The organism is Stenotrophomonas sp. YJH_SMC_131, from assembly GCF_059367975.1.
The window spans coordinates 432,197-451,019 of record NZ_JCAFRJ010000003.1 but is presented as its reverse complement, the minus strand read 5'-3'; the positions used below and the strand labels follow the sequence as shown (position 1 = coordinate 451,019).

Below are 18,823 nucleotides of genomic sequence, written 5' to 3'. Positions count from 1 at the left end.
GCGACGGAACCGGGGGCGGTCGGCCTAGTTTACCCCCTGTCGGGCACCTGGCTGGCGGTTGCCGGATCAATGCCGGCTGCGGCCAGGTGATGACGCGCGCGCAGGCGCTCATCGATCACCGCCGTCATCAGTGCGCCAACGAAGAACACGACGGTGGCGTAGTAGATCCAGACCAGCGAGATCACCAGCGCACCCATCGAGCCGTAGGCACTGCCGGGGGCCACGGTGGCGATGTAGACGCCGATGCCGTAGCGGCCCAGTGCGAACAGTGCCGAGGTGATGACGCCGCCGATGAAGGCCTGGCGCCAGGCCACGCGGCGGTCGGGCAGGTAGTGGTACATGAAGGCGAAGCCGACTGCGTAAAGCAGCAGGCTCGTGACGTACCCCAGCGCGGGCAGGATCGAGGGCAGCTGGGCGAAGGCCACCTGCAGCACCGTGGTGGCCGTCATCGACAGGATCAGCAGGAAGCCCAGGGCCAGCACCACGCCGAACGAGAACACGCGCTTGCGCAGCCAGGCCTTGAGGCCTTCCAGGCGCTCGCCGCTGGTGCGGAAGATCAGGTTCAGTGCGTTCTGCAGCTGGGCGAACACGGCGGTGGCGCCGACGAACAGCAGCAGCGTGCTCCACACACCCGCCAGCGAGCCGACATCCGGCTGGTTGTCGGCGTTCTTCAGAACGGTTTCGGCCACGGTAGCCGCGCTGCTGCCGGCCACCGAGCTGATCTGGTCGATCAGCGCCTGCTGGGCCGGTGGGTACAGCGAGGCGGTCAGCCACAGCAGCAGCACCAGCAACGGTGCCATCGACAGCAGGGCGTAGAAGGAGACGGAAGCTGCCTGGGTCAGCACGTCGACGTCGATGAAGCGCTTGGCCACCGCCATCGGAAAGCTGTCCTGCAGGCGCTTGAGGTACTTGTGCAGGGACACGGGAACGTTGGGCTCGGGTTCAACCATGTGTGCGGTTGTAGCAGGCGACCGACGAAGGTGCGGTGAAGCGGGTGCATCAATGGGGTCAGAGCCCTTCCGCGCTGCGGAAGGGATCCGACCCCAGGTGCTGGATTACGCCAGCAGCTGCTTGACCAGCTTGGAGACCAGGCCCATGTCGGCCTGGCCGGCGAGCTTGGGCTTCAGCGCGCCCATCAGCTTGCCCATGTCGGCCGGGCCGGCGGCACCGGTCTCGGCGATGGCGGCCTGGATGGCGGCCACAATCTCGGCCTCGCCCATCTTGGCCGGCAGGTAGGCTTCGATGACCACGATCTCGGCGCGCTCGATCTCGGCCAGGTCTTCGCGGTTGGCGGCTTCGTACTGGCTGACCGAGTCCTTGCGCTGCTTGACCATCTTGTCGAGCACGGCGATCACGGCGGTGTCGTCCAGCTCGATGCGCTCGTCGACTTCGCGCTGCTTGATGGCAGCGTTGATCAGGCGGATCACGCCCAGCTTGTGCTTCTCGCCCGCCTTCATGGCGGCCTTCATGTCTTCGGTGAGCTGCTGCTTCATGCTCATGAGGAACCTCGTGGTGGTAGGTGGGGCGGGGCGGATGCCCGAACCCGGAAACGCAAAAAGCCGGCGACGCTCGCGCGTGCCGGCTTCGGCTCCATCGCGACAGGCAGGCCCGCCGCAATGAAGATGCGTCCGATCAGTACAGGCGCTGACGCTTGGTGACGTCGCGCGACGAGCGGCGCAGCTGACGCTTCACAGCAGCGGCGGCCTTGCGCTTGCGCTCCTGGGTCGGCTTTTCGTAGAACTCGCGCTTGCGGGTTTCGGCCAGCACACCGGCCTTTTCGCAAGTGCGCTTGAAGCGGCGAAGAGCAAACTCGAAGGGCTCGTTCTCGCGGACTTTGACGCTGGGCATGGAATCTCCGGGACACAGTAGAACCGGGTCACGCCCGGCGAGCCGCACATTATAGCGGCGAAACGACAAACTGCAAGCGGCCAACCCTGAATACGGGCCGGGGGTTCGAAAGCAGTGAGATCTGCACGTCCCCCGAGGGGGCGGCAGGGGCGTCATAATAGCAGGCATGCGAGTCCTTGGCATCGAATCTTCCTGTGATGAGACCGGCGTGGCGGTGTATGACACCGACCTGGCCGGCAGCGCGGCCCTGCGCGCCCATGCGGTCTACAGCCAGATCGCCCTGCACGCCGAATACGGTGGTGTGGTGCCCGAGCTGGCCAGCCGCGACCATGTCCGCAAGCTGCTGCCACTGGTACGCCAGACCCTGGCCGACGCCGGCCTGGGCGTGGGCGATATCGATGGCGTGGCCTACACCGCCGGTCCCGGCCTGGTCGGCGCGCTGCTGGTGGGCGCTGGCGTGGCGCGTTCGCTGGCCTGGGCGCTGGAGGTGCCGGCCGTGGGCGTACACCATATGGAAGGCCACCTGCTGGCCCCGCTGATGGAAGACGACCCGCCGGAAGCGCCGTTCGTGGCGCTGCTGGTGTCCGGTGGCCACACCCAGCTGGTGGCGGTGGACGCCATCGGCCAGTACCGCCTGCTGGGCGAGACCCTGGACGACGCGGCCGGCGAAGCCTTCGACAAGACCGCCAAGCTGATGGGCCTGCCGTACCCGGGCGGCCCCCAGCTGGCCAGGCTGGCCGAGCAGGGCACGCCGGGCGCGTACCGCTTCGCGCGGCCGATGACCGACCGCCCTGGGCTGGATTTCAGCTTCTCCGGCCTGAAGACCCAGGTCCTGATGGCCTGGCGCGACAGTGACCAGAGCGAGCAGACCCGCGCCGACATCGCCCGGGGCTTTGAGGACGCGGTGGTCGAGACCCTGTCGATCAAGTGCGAGCGCGCACTGGAAGCGGCCGGCACCAACGTGATCGTGGTGGCCGGCGGCGTCGGCGCCAACACGCGCCTGCGCGCCCGCCTGCAGCAGATGGCCGAGCGCCTCGGCGGCCGTGCCTGCTTCCCGCGGCCGGCACTGTGCACCGACAACGGCGCGATGATCGCCTTCGCCGGCGCGCTGCGCCTGCAGGCCGGCCAGCACAGCCCGCCGAAGGTGGATGTGACCCCGCGCTGGGACATGGCGACCCTGCCGGCGGTCTGAACCGATAGCGCCGGGCCATGCCCGGCGGACGCATTACCGATGCACTGCCAACGGCGACGCCGCCAGCACGGTTGTCGCCCGCTCATGGCGCTGCAGCCAGCCCAGCGTGTGTGGGCAGCGGGCATGGATCAGCCGCCCGATCGCGGCCAGGTCGGCGCCGAGGTCACGTTCCAGGACCGGCTCGTGGTGGGCGATGCGGTTGCGCAGGTGGCGGATGCGTCCGATATCCGCATGGATGGCTTTCCTGACGGCACTGGGATGAGCAGAGGGAGCATGCTGCAGAACCCTGCTGAGTGCGGGTATCCAAAGTGTGGAGTCGAAGCGACAGGTAAAGAGCTGCTGCCAGAACACCATCGGCAGGTTGGCGACGATCCCAGGTGTATCGGATACGCGGCTGGCAAGTTGTTCCAGTACCGTGCGCGGAGAAGTACTGGATGAGGTTGGCAGCCTCCGTCGGAAGGCATTATTCCAAGGCCAACGCGGGCCATGCTGCCTGGCGAGCACAGCTGCAGCGGCGTTGCGGGTGACCACTTCGCACAGATGGACCGGCATCATCAGTGCACTGCACATCCGCATGTTCCACAGGTACAGGGATTCGGCTGTGACGTCGGGGCTGCAGCTCGATGCGATTCTCTCGTAAGTAGACAGACGCTCCGCTGACAACGCGCGCCGCAGTACATCGTATGGAGCCATCGTCATGTGCGGTGGTGAAGGAGGAATCGATGTTCGCGAGAGTGGGCGGCGGCGACCATCAGGGAACGTCCTTGTCCGCGCGGCTGATTTTCTGCGTTTTGCCTCGGACGAATACCTGACCTGTCCTGTCGGATTTGGCCTTGACCGGCGATCTGGTCCTTGCCTAATCTGCGTGCCTGCGCCACCGGGACTCGCGGCTGGATTTCAGCTCCCCCCGGGGACAAACGGTAGTACCAAAGGGCCCCGCTAGCAGGGCCCTTTGTTTTTTCCGGGCCACCCCACGCCGGTGGCCCACCGCCCGTTCCGGGCAGGCTCACCGCCGTGCCGTTACCATGGCCGCCTGTATTCGTGCCGGTAAGCGCAATGGACAAGGTTTTCATCGAGGGGCTGACGATCGACGCCCTGATCGGTATCTACGATTGGGAACGACGGATCCGCCAGGACCTGGTGTTCGACCTGGAAATGGGTTTCGACAACCGTCGCCCCGCTGCCACCGATGACATCGCCCACACCCTGAACTACAAGGCGGTGAGCAAGCGCCTGGAACAGTTCGTGCGCGAGTCGGAGTTCGGCCTGGTCGAGACCCTGGCCGAGCGCTGCGCGCAGATCGTGCTGGACGAATTCGACGTGAAGTGGCTGCGCCTGAAGCTGAGCAAGCCGGGCGCAGTGCGCGGCGCGCGCGCGGTGGGCGTGATCATCGAACGCACGCGGGACTGACCCGGTCGTGCCGGCCGCTGGCCGACAACCCCGGTAGTGCCGGCCGCTGGCTGGCAACCTTGGCAACAACGAAACAGACAGGAGACAACTGATGGTGGACGCGGTGGTGGCGGTACAGTGGCTGGAACGGCTGCAGAACACACTGGAACCCTATCCCGGCGCCTACCTGGCGTTGATGATCTCGGCGCTGCTGATCGCCGCTGGCCTGGCCAACTGGGTGACCAAGCGCATCCTGCTGCGCGGGCTGCGGCGGCTGCTGAGCCGCCTTCCGGGCGCTGACACTGGCCGCGGCAGCCACCTGATGCGGGTGATCTCGCGCCTGTCGAACGTGGTGCCCAGCCAGGTGATCGCCTCGGGCATCCGCATCGTGCCGGACCTGCCGCCGGGCCTGGTCAGCTTCATCATCGGCGCCTGCCAGGCGTGGGCGATCCTGACCGTGGTGCTGGCCATCTCGCATGCGCTGGATGCGGCCAACGATCTGTACGAGCGCCGCCCCGAGGCACGCAACAAGCCGATCAAGGGCTACCTGCAGGTCGCCAAGATCGTCCTCTTCGTGATCGCCGGCCTGTCGATCGTCGCTACCCTGGCGGGCGTCGACCTGCGCTATCTGGTCACCGGCCTGGGCGCGGCCACGGCGGTGCTGATGCTGATCTTCCAGGACACCATCCTGTCGCTGGTGGCCAGCGTGCAGATCAGTGGCGATGGCCGCGTGCGCATCGGCGACTGGATCGAGATGCCCAGCCAGAACGCCGACGGCGACGTCATCGACATCGCGCTGCACACCATCACCGTGCAGAACTTCGACAAGACCATCACCACCATCCCCACCAAGAAGCTGGTGACCGAGTCGTTCAAGAACTGGCGCGGCATGCAGGAGGCCGGCGGGCGCCGGATCAAGCGCGCGCTGTACCTGGACCAGCACAGCGTCGGCTTCCTGGACGAGGGTGACCTGGCCTTCCTCGGCGAGTTCGCGCTGCTGCGCGACTACCTGCGCGACAAGGAACAGGAACTGGGGCAGTGGAACGGGCGCCTGCGCGAGCAGGGCGTGGCCGAGGTCAACAGCCGCCGCGTGACCAACCTGGGTACGTTCCGGGCCTATGTGGAGCGCTACCTGCGCAGCCACCCGGGCATCCATACCGACATGACCCTGCTGGTACGGCAGCTGCAGCCGACCACCGAGGGCCTGCCGCTGGAGCTCTACTGCTTCACCCGCAGTACTGCCTGGGCCGAGTATGAGGCGGTGCAGTCGGACATCTTCGACCACCTGCTGGCGATCCTGCCGGCCTTCGGCCTGCGGGTATTCCAGGCCTCCAGTGACGCCATGTTGATGGCCGGGCAGCGCCAGTTGGCCGGCTCGGAGTAAGCTGCGGTGCCCCCGGCGGGGCCATACGGACCCCGCTGGTGGCTGAAACTGAATGAAGAAACCTCTCGCCAAACGGCTCGGGATCGCTAGAATGCCGGGCTTGTAAACGTTTTCATCAAGGACTGCCGGTGGCCTCCGATCGCATCGAATCCCTCATTGCCCAGATGACCGTCGAGGAAAAGGTCGGCCAGCTGGGTGTCTTCGCGGACATGGTCCGCCCGTTCGCCCCGGACGTGAACCCGGAAGCCAACGTGCGCAATGCCGACCAGGTGCTGCAGCAGGTGCGCGAGGGCAAGGTCGGCTCGCTGTTCAATGGTGTGGGCGCCGAACTGGGCCGCCGCATCCAGCAGGTCGCCACCGAGGAGAGCCGCCTGGGTATCCCGGTGATCCTGGCGGCCGACGTCATCCACGGCATGCGCACCGTGTTCCCGATTCCGCTGGGCGAGGCCGCCAGCTTCGAGCCGGACCTGGCCGAGCGCACCGCGCGCGCCACTGCGATCGAAGCCACCGCCGCGGGCCTGCACTGGACCTATGCGCCGGCCGTGGACATCGCCCGCGACCAGCGCTGGGGCCGTGGCGCCGAAGGTGCCGGCGAGGATGTGGTGCTGGGCTGTGCGTTCGCCGCCGCCCGCGTGCGTGGCTTCCAGGGCAGCGACCTGCGTGCGGCCGATTCGCTGCTGGCCACGCCCAAGCACTTCGCCGCCTACGGCGCGGTGATGGCCGGCATGGAATACAACATGGTGGACATCTCGCCGCAGACCCTGCGCGACGTGCACCTGCCGCCGTTCAAGGCCGCCTTCGAGGCCGGCGCGATCACCGTGATGTCCTCGTTCAATGACATCAATGGCGTGCCGGCCAGTGCCAATGCCGAACTGCTGACCGACATCCTGCGCGGCGAATGGAAGTTCCCGGGCGTGGTGATCTCCGACTACACCGCCGACATGGAGCTGGTCGCGCACGGCTACGCCGCCGATGACCGCGATGCCACGGCCAAGGCGTTCACCGCCGGCCTGGACCTGAGCATGCAGAGCGGCTTCTATGCCGAGCACCTGCCCGGCCTGGTCGAGAGCGGCGAGGTGCCGATGGCGGTGCTGGATGAGGGCGTGCGCCGCATCCTGTGGCTGAAGGAGACCATCGGCCTGTTCGACGACCCGTACCGTTCGCTGGACCCGGCGCGCGAAGCGGATACCTCGCACATTGCCGCGCATGACGAACTGTCGCGCGATGCCGCGCGGCGTTCGATCGTGCTGCTGAACAACCGTGACAACGTGCTGCCGCTGCAGAAGACCGGGCAGAAGATCGCGCTGATCGGCCCGTTCGTGCAGGACCGCGAGAACATCGAAGGCTGCTGGACGCTGTTCGGCGACAAGCAGCGTTACGTGGACCTGGAAACCGGCGTGCGTGCCGCCATCGGCGACGAAGCGCTGCTGGAAATCGTGCCGGGTTGCGAACTGGAAGCCGCGATTCCGGGCGGCACGGAAGCCGCTGTGGCGGCCGCACTGCGTGCCGACGTGGTGGTGCTGGCGCTGGGCGAACCGCAGCGCTACAGCGGCGAAGCACAGTCGCGCGTGGAGATCACCCTGCCGCCGGCACAGCAGGCGCTGGCCGAGGCCGTGGCGATGACCGGCAAGCCGCTGGTGGTGCTGCTGCGCAATGGCCGCGCGCTGGCATTGCAGGGCGCAGTGCGCAATGCGCAGGCCGTGGCGGTGACCTGGTACCTGGGCACGCAGACCGGCCATGCCGTGGCCGATGTACTGTTCGGCGACTACAGCCCGTCCGGCCGCCTGCCGGTCAGCTTCCCGCAGGTGTCCGGCCAGCAGCCGTACTTCTACAACCACCCGCGCACCGGCCGTCCGGAACTGCCGACCATGTCGGAGTTCAAGGCGCGCTGGCGCGAGATTCCCAATGAACCGCTGTACCCGTTCGGCCATGGCATCGGCTACACCACCTTCGCCTACGGCGTGCCGCAGCTGAGCACGGCACAGCTCGGCTGGGACGACACCCTGACCATCACCACCGTGCTGACCAACACCGGCCGCGTGGCGGGCGAGGAAGTGGTGCAGCTGTACATCCATGATCGCGTGGCCAGCCGCGTGCGTCCGGTGCGTGAACTGAAGGACTTCCGCAAGGTGGCGCTGCAGCCGGGCGAGTCAACCGAAGTGGTGTTCACCTTGACCCGCGAGCAACTGGCCTTCACCGGCCGCGACGGCGTGCTGCGTGCCGAGCCGGGCCAGTTCGACCTGTGGGTCTGTGCCTCGTCGGCCGCCGGCGAAGCGGTGCAGTTCGAGCTGCTGAAGGCCTGATCGAAAAAAAGGGGACGGAGGGGATTAAGTCGTTTGTGCCAAAACGACTTAATCCCCTCCGTCCCCTTTTTTGTGGTCCTCACTGTGGCGGCGCTACCATCGGGCCTCCTGTTCGATGGAGTGCGCGCATGCGCCGGATGGCCTACCTGATTCCCGCCCTGCTGCTGGCGGCCTGTTCGCAGCCGGCGCCGCCGGCCGAGCCTGCAGCGGATGCGCCGCCGCCGATGGAGGCCAGTGCTGCTTCGACACCTGCGGCTGAACCGGCGGCGCCGGCTGCCGAAGCCGCCGCTGCACCTGCCGCACCGGCAGCCGAGGTGTCCGCCGAGGATGCGCGTGCGCGCATCGAGTCGCTGCTCGGCGATGCCGCGCAGTTCGAAAAGGTCTTCAATGCGTTCAAGGCCGCCGTGGTCGGCGGTGATCGCGCTGCGGTGGTCGAGGAAGTGCGATTCCCCTTGAACATCAGCGGCGGAAAGAAGATCTCCGGCCCCGGAGAGTTCCAGCGCAACTACGAGAAGATCATCACGCCGGAGGTGGTCAAGGCGGTGTCCGAGCAGGACTTCGGCAAGGTGTTCGTCAACCAGCAGGGCGTGATGATCGGCAGCGGCCAGGTGTGGTTGAGCGGCCAGTGCCTGGACCAGGCCTGCACGAAGACCGAGGTGAAGGTCATCACCATCCAATGAATGCAGACGCCCCGCGTGCGGGGCCGTTTGGCAAGGGTAGTGCCGGCCGCTGGCCGGCAACCGCAGGATGCCGGAAGGATCCAGGGTGCCGGCCAGCGGCCGGCACTACCTCAGGTCTTCGGCGTGAGCTTCAGCAGGCGCGCCGTGCTGCCGTCTTCCAGCAGCCACAGCGCGCCGTCCGGGCCCTGTTCCACTTCGCGGATGCGCTCGCCCATGTTGAAGCGCTCGGCTTCGCGCGCGCTGTCGCCATCGAAGGCCACGCGCACCAGCGAGGTGGACGACAGGCCACCGATGAAGCCGCTGCCCTTCCACTGCGGGAACAGGCTGCCGCTGTAGATCACGAAGCCGGCCGGCGAGATCACCGGCGTCCAGGTCACCTTCGGCGCGGCGAATTCCGGGCGCGTATCGTGGTCGGGAATCGGCCGGCCGTCGTAATGGTCACCGTTGGAAACGATCGGGTAGCCGTAGTTGGCGCCACGCACGATCAGGTTCAGTTCGTCGCCGCCGGCCGGGCCCATCTCGTGCGCCCACAGCTTGCCGTTGGCATCGAAGGCCATGCCGAGGATGTTGCGGTGGCCCAGCGACCAGACCTGTGCGGCCACCCCGCCCTGCGACGCGAACGGATTGTCGGCGGGCAGGCTGCCATCGTCGTTGAGGCGGATGATCTTGCCGAGGTTGCTGCCCATGTCCTGGGCCGGATCGAACTTCTGGCGCTCGCTGGAGCTGATCCACAGCTTGCCGTCCGGGCCGAAGGCGAGGCGATGCCCGTAGTGACCCTCACCGCTGACCTTGGGGCTCTGCCGCCAGATCACCTTCAGGTCCTTCAGCTGGCCACCGCCGTTGGCATCCAGTGCCAGCGTGGCCCGGGCCACCGCGGCACCGCGGGTATCCAGCGTGCCTTCCTCGGCATAGCTGACGTAAACGACATGATTCCGGGCGAAATCCGGGTGCAGGATGATGTCGCCGAAACCACCCTGGCCAGCATAGGCGACCTTCGGAACGCCGGTGATCTCGTGCTTCTGGCCGCTGGCCGGGTCCAGGTGCTGGAGCTTGCCGCGCTTTTCGGTGACCAGCAGGCTGCCGTCGGGCAGGAAGGTCATCGCCCAGGGCTGGTCGAAGCGGCTGACTTCGGTGGCGGTGAACGGGCGCTGGTCGGTGGCGGCAGAGGCCGCCGTGGCGGTCTGCGCACCGTTGGCGGCCGGATCGGCGGCATTGCAGGCGGAGGTGGCAAGGATCGGCACGAGGCCGAGGGCGAGCAGCAGGGGCGTGCGGGTCATGGGTATCTCCAGTGCGGGGATGCGGATGGCCGGGCTGTCCCTTGTATACCACCGGCACCGTGAGCGTCGTGGCCCGAAGGTCCTGCGCCCCCTGTGCGAGCGCGGCGGGATCGTCTAGGGTGGGCACGCCCGGGCAAAGCGTGCCCGCCTGCCTGCCAAGGACCTGCAATGAACACTGCCATGCCCCACAAGCCGTCCACCGCCTTCATCGCCGCCTCCTGGGTGGCCCTGCTGCTGGGGGCGGCGGCGTACCTGATCGGCCTGTTCAACGCCACGATGGCGCTCAACGAGAAGGGCTACTACCTGACCCTGCTGCTGTTCGGCCTGTTCGCGGCGGTGTCGCTGCAGAAGAGCGTGCGCGACCGCGTCGAAGGCATTCCGGTGAGTGGCCTGTACTACGCGCTGTGCTGGTTCGCGCTGCTGTCGGCGCTGATGCTGCTGCTGGTCGGCCTGTGGAATGCCACGCTGGCGCCGAGTGAGAAGGGCTTCTATGGCATGGCGTATGCGCTGTCGCTGTTCGGCGCGGTGGCGGTGCAGAAGAACACCCGCGACCTGATCGCCGCCGGTGGGGGCGAGAGCAAGCGCAGCGCGATCGTGCCGCCGCTGCCGGAACAGGAGTGATCGATCCGATGTAGAGCCGGGCCATGCTCGGCTCAGTCGAGCGTGGCTCGACGTTACAGACGAGGTGCGAGAGCCGAGCGCAGGCTCGGCTCTACAGAAGCCTGGCGCTATCGTGCCAGCCGCGGATCCGCCAGCTGTGCCTCCTCCCAGCCACGACGCACCGCATTGCGTGCCTGCGCCCAGTCCAGGCGGCTGCGGCCGCGTTCGTTGGCCCAGCGTGATTCGAGCTCGGCCTCGACCTGTTCATAGGCGCGGATCATGTCCTGTGCACGCGCGGCGTGGCCGATGCGATAGGCCGGCTCGTAGTCCTCGAAGAACAGCTGGTCGTCGTAGTACGGCTCGGCCGTGTAGCGTTCGCGCCAGTAGTTGCTGATCGCGTCGCGCGGTGTGCTGTCGTCCGGTACGCGGCCGGGGATCTGGTACTCGGTCATGGAAGGCTCCGTTGTGGACGTAGCCCGATCGTGCCTGTGTGGCGGTTAACGGCCCGGTCCGGCAGCGTGATCACCAGATCAATCCGCCGGGCATGGCCCGGCGCTATCGGTCATCCGGCGTCGGTATCTTTTCGCGGCAGCGTGTAGATCACCGCGCCGATGGCGAACGCCACCAGCGCAGCAGCGATGTTCTGCCAGCTGGCACTGGCGAACAGCGCCAGGCACAGCAGCAGCGCCAGCACCGGAATCAACGGCCCGCCGGGCAGCTTCAAGGCGCCCGGGCGGTCGGCGTAGCGCTTGGCCAGTACCAGGACTGCTGCGGCAGTGCCGATGTAGGCGAACAGGCGCGTCGTCATCGACAGCAGGGCCAGCTGCACGAACGAACCGGACAGGGCCAGGCCGAGCGCGATCAGGCCCTGGCAGAGGATCGACGCGGCCGGGGTGTGGAAGCGTGGATGCACCTGGGCCAGGATCTTCGGGCCGTAGCCATCGCGGGCCAGTGCGAACAGGAAGCGTGGGCCCATCATCATCGTGTTGCTGTTGGTGCCGAGGATGGAGATGGTGGCACCGACGGTCAGGATCAGCGCCAGTGCTTCGCCACCGAAACCGGCGGCGGCATCGGCCAGCGGGGTGGCCGAACTGGACAGGCCGGCCAGCGTTCCCTGCGCCACCACCTGCACCGCGCCGTAGATGACGGTGACGGTGATGATCATGGTGATCAGGGCGAACGGAATATCGCGGCGCGGATTGCGGTACTCGCCGGCGGCGGCCGGGATGTTCTCGAAGCCCGCGTAGGCGTAAAGCAGCAGCAAGGCGGCTTCGCCCATGCGCTGCAGGTCATGCGGGTCCGGGCGTTGGCCGGAGAAGGCCAGCTGTGGGTCGATGTAGAACGCACCGATGGCCACGAACAGCAGCAGCGGCAGCATCTTGCCGATCACCAGCACCACGCCGGTACGCGCGGCCGAGCGCACGCCGATGATGTTGATGCCGGTGAGGAAGCCCAGCGATACCACGATCACCGCGATGCGGCCCAGGCCGGCATCGGCCCACGGCCAGAAACGCGCAACCGCGTCGGCCAGCGCGTTGCTGAGCGCAGCGGCCGAGCTGATGCGGGTCAGCCAGATCATCCAGCCGATCTCGAAACCGGCGAAGCGCCCGAACGCCTCGCGTGCATACAGGTAGCTGCCGCCGGGTTCATCGAAGTAGCTGGCGGCCTGCGCGTAGCACAGCACCAGCAGCGCGACGACGATGCCAGCGGCGACCACGCCCCACAGGCTGAAGGGGCCGAGCAGGGCGACGGTGGCGGCCGGCAGCAGGTAGATGCCGCTGCCGATCACATCGTTGATCGACAGGCCGACGATCTGCCAGCGGCTGACCGCGCGTTGCAGCTGCGGTTCGTCCTGCGTGCTCAACGGACGTCTCCGGCCAGCGCGGGCAATTGCCACTGCGCCTGCAGGCGCTTGTACTCCGCGCGCGGCAGGAGCACGAAACGCGGCGCGTCCTGCGGCCGCAGCCAGTCCAGCAGTGCCTGCATGCGTTCCTGCGGCATGGCCGTGCAGCCGGCGGTGGCCTCGCCGGGCTGGCGCCACAGATGGGCGAAGATGCAGCTGCCCTTGCCGGGCTGGTTGTCCGGGTTGTGGGCGATGACGAAGCCTTCCCGGTAGCGCACGTCGCCCTTGTTGTGCAGGTCCAGCCGCATCGGCTCGGTGGAGCCCTTGACCGCTGCATTGCCGACCTTCTTTTCATCGACGATGCGGTTGTAGAACGGCGAACCGGGTACGTCCATGCAGTAGCTGCTGTCCAGCATCGGCTGGTAGGGCATGGCAGTGCCGCGGCGGGTGACGGCATAGCCGAACGCACTGCCGAGCGCGAATATGCCGGCCGGGCTGCGGCCATCGCCTTCCTGCTTCTGCGGGCCATCGGCCTGTGCCGGATGCAGGCCCAGGCCCCAGGCGCTGCCGGTGCGGCCAAGCGCCACCGGGAACGCCTGGCCATGCGGGTGCCAGCCCTGGCCATCGCGCACATAGGCCTGCAGTTGCCCCTGGGTGCTGTCCCAGCCTTCGCTGGTGACCACGATCAGCTGGCGCGCGCCATCCAGCGGCGCCGCGTGAACGGACACCGCCGTAGCAAGCAGCAGTGCAGCGGTAGCGAGGCGAACCAGCGATTTCATCAACAGGTGCTCCGATCAGGAATCCAGCAGGTGGTCGATCCGCTCCAGGTTCACCGCAAGCTGCTGCTGGCGATCCGGATTGGTGTGGCAGAGCAGCACGAACAGGAAATCGAGCAGGGCGTGCATGGCGCTACGGTACAGCAGCTGCGCGACCTGTGGCGTGCGGTCGTGCGCGCAGACCGCCAGTGCCGCATCCGCATGCGCGCGCAGCGGGTTGGCGGTGTGGCGGGTGATGGAAATCACCTTGCCACCCATGTCCTGGAACTGCCGCGACAACTGTGAAAGCTGGGGCAGGTTGCCGAACTCGGAGAACATCAGCAGCGCATCGCCGGGGCGTGCGGCCGAGAGGTTGGCCAGCATCAGGATCGGATCGGTATGCGGCACCACCAGCAGTCCGAGCAGCGACAGCCGCATGGCGAACTCGCGGGCGAACAGGCCGTCGTCACCCAGGCCGTAGACGAACAGTTTGGGCGCACCGTCGAGCAGCTGCACGATGCGCTCGATCTCCCCGCGTGGATTGGCCTGGCGTGTTTCCTCCTCGGCCTGCGCCTTGCTGCGGCGCAGGGCCTCGCCCAGGCGCAGGTAGTCATCGCCGCTGTCGGGTTCGTCGGGCGCCTGCTGCGGATCGGCACCTGCGCGGGCCACGTCCTGGCCGATGGAGTACTTCAGATCCGGGTAGCCCTTGAAGCCAAGCTTCTGGCTGAACTTCACCACGCTGGACTGGCTGATGCCGAGCGCGCTGGCCAGCTGCTGGGAGGAGTAGTCGCGCAGCAGGTGGGCGTTGTCGAGGATGAAGTCGGCGATGCGGCGCTCGATGGCCGACATCTGCCCACGCTCGGTGCGGATCTTCAGCAGGGGCGGCATGCGGGGTGTCCGGGGGTCTGCAAAGGCGTTGCGGTTGGCCGCATAAAGCGAATTATGGGGTGGGTCGGGCAGGTGGGGATTGCGGGGGACGCCGCAAGTACGTCCGTGTAGGCTTGGCCGCCGCATCCATGCGGCGGACACCCCCGCAAGCCCCACCCGCCCGACCCTGGACACATCGCGCGCGTGCCAGCCGCGAAGGGATTACGGGGTAGGGCAAAAACAAGCGCTTCCACGCGTGGCGTGGATCTACTGGGTGCAGCTGTTGCATTGGACGTTGAGTCCGCCTTGTAGCGAGCCGAGCACCGCAGGTCCGGCGAGGGCGAAGAGGCGCGGGTGTCTGAGCGCAGCGAGTTCCCGCGCCGTCCCTCGACGGGCCGAGGAGCGCAGGGAACCGGTGCGTAGCACCGGCTCGCGGCCGGCGGAGCGTTTCTTTTGGTTACTTTTCTTTTCGCGAAAAGAAAAGTAACGCGCGACCCAGCGTCAGTGGCACGCAACGTCAGCCGCAAGGCAGAAATCAACCCAGCATCTCCAGCCCGCGCACTTCGGTGATGCCCAGCCCCGGCACGTCGCTGATGCTGATCTCCGATTCGTTGAAATGCACGCCGCCGCTGACCGGATCGAACTGGCCCAGCGAGGGGCCGTCCAGATCGACCTTGGTGATCACATCGCTCTTGGCCACGGCCAGGTGCACGGCGGCGGCCACGCTGATGCTCGATTCGATCATGCAGCCGATCATGCACGGCACGCCGTAGATGCCGGCAATGTCGGCGATGCGGATCGCGTTGGACAGGCCGCCGGTCTTCATCAGCTTGATGTTGATGATGTCGGCCGCGCGCTGCTGGATCAGGTCCATCACCTGGCTCGGGCTGAACACGCTTTCGTCGGCCATCACCGGCGTGTTGACGCGGTCGGTGACGTACTTCAGGCCGCTGATGTCGGCCGCTTTCACCGGCTGCTCCAGCAGTTCAAGCACCACGCCGGCGTCTTCCAGGGTACGCATCGCATGCACTGCCTGCTTGGCGGTCCAGCCCTGGTTGGCGTCCAGGCGCAGCAGGGCGCGGCCTTCCACGGCGGCATGGATCGCCTTGACCCGTTCGATGTCCAGGCCGATGTCCTTGCCGACCTTGATCTTCAGCGACTCGAAGCCGCGTTCGATTGCCGACAGCGAGTCGGCCACCATCTTGTCGATGTAGTCCACGCTGATGGTGATGTCGGTGGTGATCACCGGGTCGCCACCACCGAGCATCTGGTACAGCGGGGCGCCGTGCAGCTGCGCCCACAGGTCGTACAGCGCGATCTCCACCGCCGCCTTGGCGCTGGTGTTGCGCTCCATCGCGGTCTGCACCAGCGTGCACAGGTGGTTGAGGTTGACCACGTCCTGGCCGATCAGGCGCGGGGCAATGAAGTGGCGGATCGCTTCGATGATCGAGCCGTGCGTATCGCCGGTGATCACGGCGGTGGCCGGGGCTTCACCATAGCCGGTGTTGCCGGTGTCGGTGCGGATCAGCACCACCACGTCTTCCACGGTTTCCACCGTGCGCAGGGCGGTCTTGAACGGTGTCTTCAACGGCACGCGCAGCATGCCCAGTTCGATGGCGGTGATCTTCATTCAGGAGTCTTGGCCCGCAGGCGCTGGATGTTGGTGATGCGGTCGATGTAGCGGACGGTATCGCTGGCCATCATCGGCTCCAGCGGCGTGACCGAAACACCATTGAGATGGGCCTGCACGCGCGTGCCGTCGGCACCGAACCAGCTGCCGCCCGCCGTATCGTGGATCACCCACGTACGACCGTCGACGTGGCCGATGGCCATCATCACGTGGCCGGGGATGTAGACCAGATCGCCGACCTTCAGGTCGGTGACGGCACGGTCGCGCAGTGCCTTGCCGTCCTTGCCGGTGAACGGCAGGCGATCCAGCGCCGGGCTGACCGCCTGTGCACTGGTATTGCGTGGCAGCAGCACGCCGAAGCTGCGGTAGATCTCGGAGACGAAACCGCTGCAGTCGCGGGTGTCGTAGTCGTGGCCCCAACCGTAGCGCTCGCCGAGGAACTTGAAGGCCTGCTGCAGCAACAGGCGCGGGGTCAGGGCCAGGTAGTCGGCGGCGGTGTCCTGCGAGCGCGGCAGCAGGGCCGGTACCAGTTTCAGGCGACCATCTGCCTCGCGTACCGGCAGCTGCACCACCCACGATGCGTGCGCCTGCTGGCCGTTCACCGGTTCTGACGCGGGCCAGTCGGCCAGCACCGGCAGGCGCACGCCCATGTCCAGCTGCAGGCGCGAGACACGCGGTTCTTCCGGGGTGTAGGCGGTCTGCGCGGTGGCACCGGTGATGATCCGGTAGGGTCCCTTCGCGCCGTAGCCGAGCACCGTGGCCTTGTCGCCGCTGGCGATGGCGTCGGCTTCGATCCACGCGCTGTAGCGCTCGCTGTGCACGAACAGCCAGCGGCCGTCGGCACTGCGGTGGACCACGGCGACCTTGTCGCCGGGGAACAGTGCCGATTCCTGGAAGCGGTCGATGTCGGTGTCACCGACGGTGCTGAAGACGCGCTCGCGGGTGGAGAAGGTGCGCAGTGCGGCACGCTTCACCACCAGCCCGTAGGCCGGTGCCACCTGGGCGGGAATCGCATCAAGGCCGAGGTTGGCTTCGATCGCGCTGCGCAGGGCCGGCGCGATGGGCGTGCCCTTGTCGCTGTAGAGGGTGCGCGTGGGCCAGCTCGACAGCGCGGTGATGCTGGCACGCACCGTCGCCCCATCAAGCTGGGCTGGCAACGCCGCGATGTCCTGGATGTGGCTGTCCTGCGCCCGCATCCGTGCGTTCTGCGCCTCGATCTGCGCGCGATCCAGGATCGGCGCATCGGCGTTGTCCAGACGCGCCGCCCAGTACTGCGGCGTCAGGTAGGCCTCGTGCAGGCCGATCACATAGGGCAGCGGTGCGCCGGGATCGGGCGCCGGGGCGGCCTGTGCAAAGGCCGGTGCGGCCAGCAGGCACAGGGCCAGGGTCAAGCGGCGCGGCCAATGCCGGTGCCGTTCGCGGGAAGCCAGGCTCATGCGGTGCACACCCTCCTCGAATGCCTTGTGGAATATTTATTCCTTTCGGCATCGAAAGCAAGAATAAATTATTGACCGGCATCCCGGCCCGTGTTACACAGCCGTTACCACCCGCGCTGGGGAAGTGTCGCTGTGGATCCTGCCATTCGCAAACCGCGTCTGCCTGCTGCTGCCGGCCTGTGTGCCGCGCTGCTGCTGTGGGTGTCGGTCACGCAGGCGGCAGACGGGCGCAGCAGCCAGCAGCGTGCGCGCCAGGCGCAGGTGATCGACCTGATCGACGGCGGCCGCTTCAGCGACGCCGATGCGTTGCTGGCGACAGGGAGCGATGCTGCCGAAGGCGCGTTCCAGCGTGAGCGCATGCGCCGCATCCGCCTGGATCTTTCCCTCGACGAAACCGCCGCCAAGTCTGCCGTGCGCCGCTGGATTCCCGACCTGACCGACGAGGAATTCGCGCGCTGGGACCAGCTTGGCCTGATCGAGCATCTCGATATCGATGGCGAGCGTTGGTACTTCAAGCGCGCACCGTCGAATCTGTTCCTGCTCAGCGACGAAGCACGCGCACGCCGCCGTGCGGATGCACCGATGCCGCCTCCGGGGCCCAACGAAGTGCTCAACGCGCACCACACGCGCGTGGTTGCCGCGGCCGAACAGAGTGGCCGGGCGTCGGTGCTGCCGCAGCGTATCGAATTCACCCAATCGCTCACGGTGAAGGCCGATGCCGTGCCGGCCGGCGAAACCGTGCGTGCCTGGATTCCGTACCCACGCGAGATCCCCGGCCAGCAGGAGCAGGTGCAGTGGCTGGGCAGCAGCCCAGGCAAGGCGCGGGTGGCACCGGCCAGCACCTTGCAACGCACGGCCTATCTGGAGGCCAAAGCGGTGGCCGGGCAGCCGACCCGCTTCGAGATCCGCTACGCGGTCACGATCTTCGCCCGGCACACCGCGATCGACCCGGCCGTGGTGCAACCGACCCCGGCCGATACGGCGTTGAAGCCGTATCTGGCCGAGCAGCTGCCGCATGTGCGCTTCACCCCTGCGTTGAAGCTGTTCTCCGACCAGGTGCTGCAGGGCGAGACGCGCCCATATGAAGTGGTGCGCAAGCTGTTTGCTGCGGTCGACCGTATTCCCTGGGCCGGTGCGCGCGAATATTCCACGCTCAGCAACATCAGCGATTACGCGCTGCGTTCCGGCCATGCCGATTGCGGGCAGCAGACCCTGCTGCTGATCGCGCTGCTGCGCCTGAATGGCATTCCCGCGCGCTGGCAGTCGGGCATGGTGTTCTCCGACGATGGCGGTGGCTACAACAACCTGCATGACTGGGGACAGGTCTACCTGGCGCCGTATGGCTGGCTGCCGATGGACGTGACCACCGGCGCACTGGCCAGCGATGTGCCGGCCCTGCGCAACTTCTACCTGGGTGGCCTCGATGGCTACCGCATCGCCTTCAACGATGATTTCGGCCAGCCCCTCGTGCCGGCCAAGCAGCACTCCCGCTCGGAAACGGTCGACTCGCAGCGCGGCGAGGCCGAGTGGGCAGGCGGCAACCTGTACTTCGACCAATGGAGCTACGACTTCCAGTGGCGGGTACTGCCAGCCAGGCAACGCTAGCGCGACACATCGCA

At 67.2% G+C, this 18,823-nt stretch carries 18 protein-coding genes; 7 read left to right on the top strand and 11 right to left on the bottom strand.

The genetic code is table 11. From position 1 onward, the window contains the following. Positions 1-29: 29 nt before the first annotated feature. From AC5P56_RS09455 to rpsU, 3 genes are all read right to left on the bottom strand, one after another. Positions 30-950 carry a YihY/virulence factor BrkB family protein gene (locus AC5P56_RS09455; protein ID WP_032957774.1) on the bottom strand — a complete coding sequence of 307 codons (921 nt, stop codon included), beginning with the start codon at positions 948-950 and terminating at the stop codon, positions 30-32. A gap of 105 nt (positions 951-1,055) precedes the next feature. After that, a complete protein-coding gene (locus AC5P56_RS09450) occupies positions 1,056-1,499 on the bottom strand; it encodes a GatB/YqeY domain-containing protein (protein ID WP_014645703.1) in 444 nt (147 codons plus the stop codon). Between the two features lie 133 nt (positions 1,500-1,632). Beyond that, positions 1,633-1,848, bottom strand: coding sequence for a 30S ribosomal protein S21 (gene rpsU / locus AC5P56_RS09445; protein WP_002808376.1), 216 nt, complete (start codon positions 1,846-1,848; stop codon positions 1,633-1,635). Positions 1,849-2,014: 166 nt separating this feature from the next. On the opposite strand from rpsU, the gene tsaD reads away from it, so the two are divergent. Further along, positions 2,015-3,040: a tRNA (adenosine(37)-N6)-threonylcarbamoyltransferase complex transferase subunit TsaD gene (tsaD, locus tag AC5P56_RS09440; protein ID WP_032957776.1), complete on the top strand. Its 1,026-nt coding sequence runs from the start codon at positions 2,015-2,017 to the stop codon at positions 3,038-3,040. 33 nt (positions 3,041-3,073) lie between these two features. Here the strand turns inward: tsaD and AC5P56_RS09435 are convergent, their stop codons facing one another. Further along, a complete protein-coding gene (locus AC5P56_RS09435; RefSeq protein WP_495231560.1) occupies positions 3,074-3,739 on the bottom strand; it encodes a hypothetical protein in 666 nt (221 codons plus the stop codon). Positions 3,740-4,096: 357 nt separating this feature from the next. Here AC5P56_RS09435 and folB point away from each other — a divergent pair, with 357 nt between their 5' ends. From folB to AC5P56_RS09415, 4 genes are all read left to right on the top strand, one after another. Next, positions 4,097-4,450: a dihydroneopterin aldolase gene (folB, locus tag AC5P56_RS09430; RefSeq protein ID WP_005407807.1), complete on the top strand. Its 354-nt coding sequence runs from the start codon at positions 4,097-4,099 to the stop codon at positions 4,448-4,450. Positions 4,451-4,541: 91 nt separating this feature from the next. After that, a complete protein-coding gene (locus tag AC5P56_RS09425) occupies positions 4,542-5,813 on the top strand; it encodes a mechanosensitive ion channel family protein (protein WP_046428231.1) in 1,272 nt (423 codons plus the stop codon). A gap of 128 nt (positions 5,814-5,941) precedes the next feature. Next, positions 5,942-8,116 (top strand): glycoside hydrolase family 3 N-terminal domain-containing protein, encoded by a 2,175-nt coding sequence (locus tag AC5P56_RS09420; protein ID WP_049441415.1) that lies wholly within the window; start codon positions 5,942-5,944, stop codon positions 8,114-8,116. A gap of 128 nt (positions 8,117-8,244) precedes the next feature. Then, on the top strand, positions 8,245-8,796 hold the full coding sequence (locus AC5P56_RS09415) for a hypothetical protein (RefSeq protein WP_049441418.1): 552 nt from the start codon (positions 8,245-8,247) through the stop codon (positions 8,794-8,796). A gap of 110 nt (positions 8,797-8,906) precedes the next feature. Here the strand turns inward: AC5P56_RS09415 and AC5P56_RS09410 are convergent, their stop codons facing one another. Beyond that, complete coding sequence (locus AC5P56_RS09410; protein ID WP_495231559.1) at positions 8,907-10,073, bottom strand: PQQ-dependent sugar dehydrogenase; 1,167 nt, start codon at positions 10,071-10,073, stop codon at positions 8,907-8,909. 168 nt (positions 10,074-10,241) lie between these two features. Here AC5P56_RS09410 and yiaA point away from each other — a divergent pair, with 168 nt between their 5' ends. Further along, complete coding sequence (gene yiaA / locus AC5P56_RS09405) at positions 10,242-10,694, top strand: inner membrane protein YiaA (protein ID WP_014645710.1); 453 nt, start codon at positions 10,242-10,244, stop codon at positions 10,692-10,694. 107 nt (positions 10,695-10,801) lie between these two features. On the opposite strand, the gene AC5P56_RS09400 is transcribed toward yiaA, so the two are convergent. The 6 genes from AC5P56_RS09400 to AC5P56_RS09375 form a co-directional block, all read right to left on the bottom strand. Further along, on the bottom strand, positions 10,802-11,125 hold the full coding sequence (locus AC5P56_RS09400; RefSeq protein WP_014645711.1) for a hypothetical protein: 324 nt from the start codon (positions 11,123-11,125) through the stop codon (positions 10,802-10,804). Between the two features lie 110 nt (positions 11,126-11,235). Then, complete coding sequence (locus tag AC5P56_RS09395; protein ID WP_053495441.1) at positions 11,236-12,537, bottom strand: APC family permease; 1,302 nt, start codon at positions 12,535-12,537, stop codon at positions 11,236-11,238. Continuing rightward, positions 12,534-13,295: a L,D-transpeptidase family protein gene (locus AC5P56_RS09390; protein ID WP_049441421.1), complete on the bottom strand. Its 762-nt coding sequence runs from the start codon at positions 13,293-13,295 to the stop codon at positions 12,534-12,536. Before AC5P56_RS09390 ends, AC5P56_RS09395 begins: the two co-directional genes overlap by 4 nt. Positions 13,296-13,310: 15 nt before the next feature. Then, positions 13,311-14,159: a MurR/RpiR family transcriptional regulator gene (locus AC5P56_RS09385; protein ID WP_032957791.1), complete on the bottom strand. Its 849-nt coding sequence runs from the start codon at positions 14,157-14,159 to the stop codon at positions 13,311-13,313. Between the two features lie 514 nt (positions 14,160-14,673). Further along, on the bottom strand, positions 14,674-15,768 hold the full coding sequence (locus tag AC5P56_RS09380; RefSeq protein ID WP_014645715.1) for a dipeptide epimerase: 1,095 nt from the start codon (positions 15,766-15,768) through the stop codon (positions 14,674-14,676). Further along, positions 15,765-17,204 (bottom strand): C40 family peptidase, encoded by a 1,440-nt coding sequence (locus tag AC5P56_RS09375; RefSeq protein WP_495231558.1) that lies wholly within the window; start codon positions 17,202-17,204, stop codon positions 15,765-15,767. The genes AC5P56_RS09380 and AC5P56_RS09375 overlap by 4 nt, the downstream gene beginning before the upstream one ends. A gap of 132 nt (positions 17,205-17,336) precedes the next feature. On the opposite strand from AC5P56_RS09375, the gene AC5P56_RS09370 reads away from it, so the two are divergent. Beyond that, a complete protein-coding gene (locus tag AC5P56_RS09370; protein WP_495231557.1) occupies positions 17,337-18,809 on the top strand; it encodes a transglutaminase-like domain-containing protein in 1,473 nt (490 codons plus the stop codon). Positions 18,810-18,823 lie beyond the last annotated feature (14 nt).

Bases quoted from the DNA above. Each gene is read 5' to 3' on its own strand.
- AC5P56_RS09455 (WP_032957774.1), bottom strand. From the start codon at position 950: ATGGTTGAACCCGAGCCCAACGTTCCCGTGTCCCTGCACAAGTACCTC.
- AC5P56_RS09450 (WP_014645703.1), bottom strand. From the start codon at position 1,499: ATGAGCATGAAGCAGCAGCTCACCGAAGACATGAAGGCCGCCATGAAG.
- rpsU (WP_002808376.1), bottom strand. From the start codon at position 1,848: ATGCCCAGCGTCAAAGTCCGCGAGAACGAGCCCTTCGAGTTTGCTCTT.
- tsaD (WP_032957776.1), top strand. From the start codon at position 2,015: ATGCGAGTCCTTGGCATCGAATCTTCCTGTGATGAGACCGGCGTGGCG.
- AC5P56_RS09435 (WP_495231560.1), bottom strand. From the start codon at position 3,739: ATGACGATGGCTCCATACGATGTACTGCGGCGCGCGTTGTCAGCGGAG.
- folB (WP_005407807.1), top strand. From the start codon at position 4,097: ATGGACAAGGTTTTCATCGAGGGGCTGACGATCGACGCCCTGATCGGT.
- AC5P56_RS09425 (WP_046428231.1), top strand. From the start codon at position 4,542: ATGGTGGACGCGGTGGTGGCGGTACAGTGGCTGGAACGGCTGCAGAAC.
- AC5P56_RS09415 (WP_049441418.1), top strand. From the start codon at position 8,245: ATGCGCCGGATGGCCTACCTGATTCCCGCCCTGCTGCTGGCGGCCTGT.
- AC5P56_RS09410 (WP_495231559.1), bottom strand. From the start codon at position 10,073: ATGACCCGCACGCCCCTGCTGCTCGCCCTCGGCCTCGTGCCGATCCTT.
- yiaA (WP_014645710.1), top strand. From the start codon at position 10,242: ATGAACACTGCCATGCCCCACAAGCCGTCCACCGCCTTCATCGCCGCC.
- AC5P56_RS09400 (WP_014645711.1), bottom strand. From the start codon at position 11,125: ATGACCGAGTACCAGATCCCCGGCCGCGTACCGGACGACAGCACACCG.
- AC5P56_RS09390 (WP_049441421.1), bottom strand. From the start codon at position 13,295: ATGAAATCGCTGGTTCGCCTCGCTACCGCTGCACTGCTGCTTGCTACG.
- AC5P56_RS09385 (WP_032957791.1), bottom strand. From the start codon at position 14,159: ATGCCGCCCCTGCTGAAGATCCGCACCGAGCGTGGGCAGATGTCGGCC.
- AC5P56_RS09380 (WP_014645715.1), bottom strand. From the start codon at position 15,768: ATGAAGATCACCGCCATCGAACTGGGCATGCTGCGCGTGCCGTTGAAG.
- AC5P56_RS09375 (WP_495231558.1), bottom strand. From the start codon at position 17,204: ATGAGCCTGGCTTCCCGCGAACGGCACCGGCATTGGCCGCGCCGCTTG.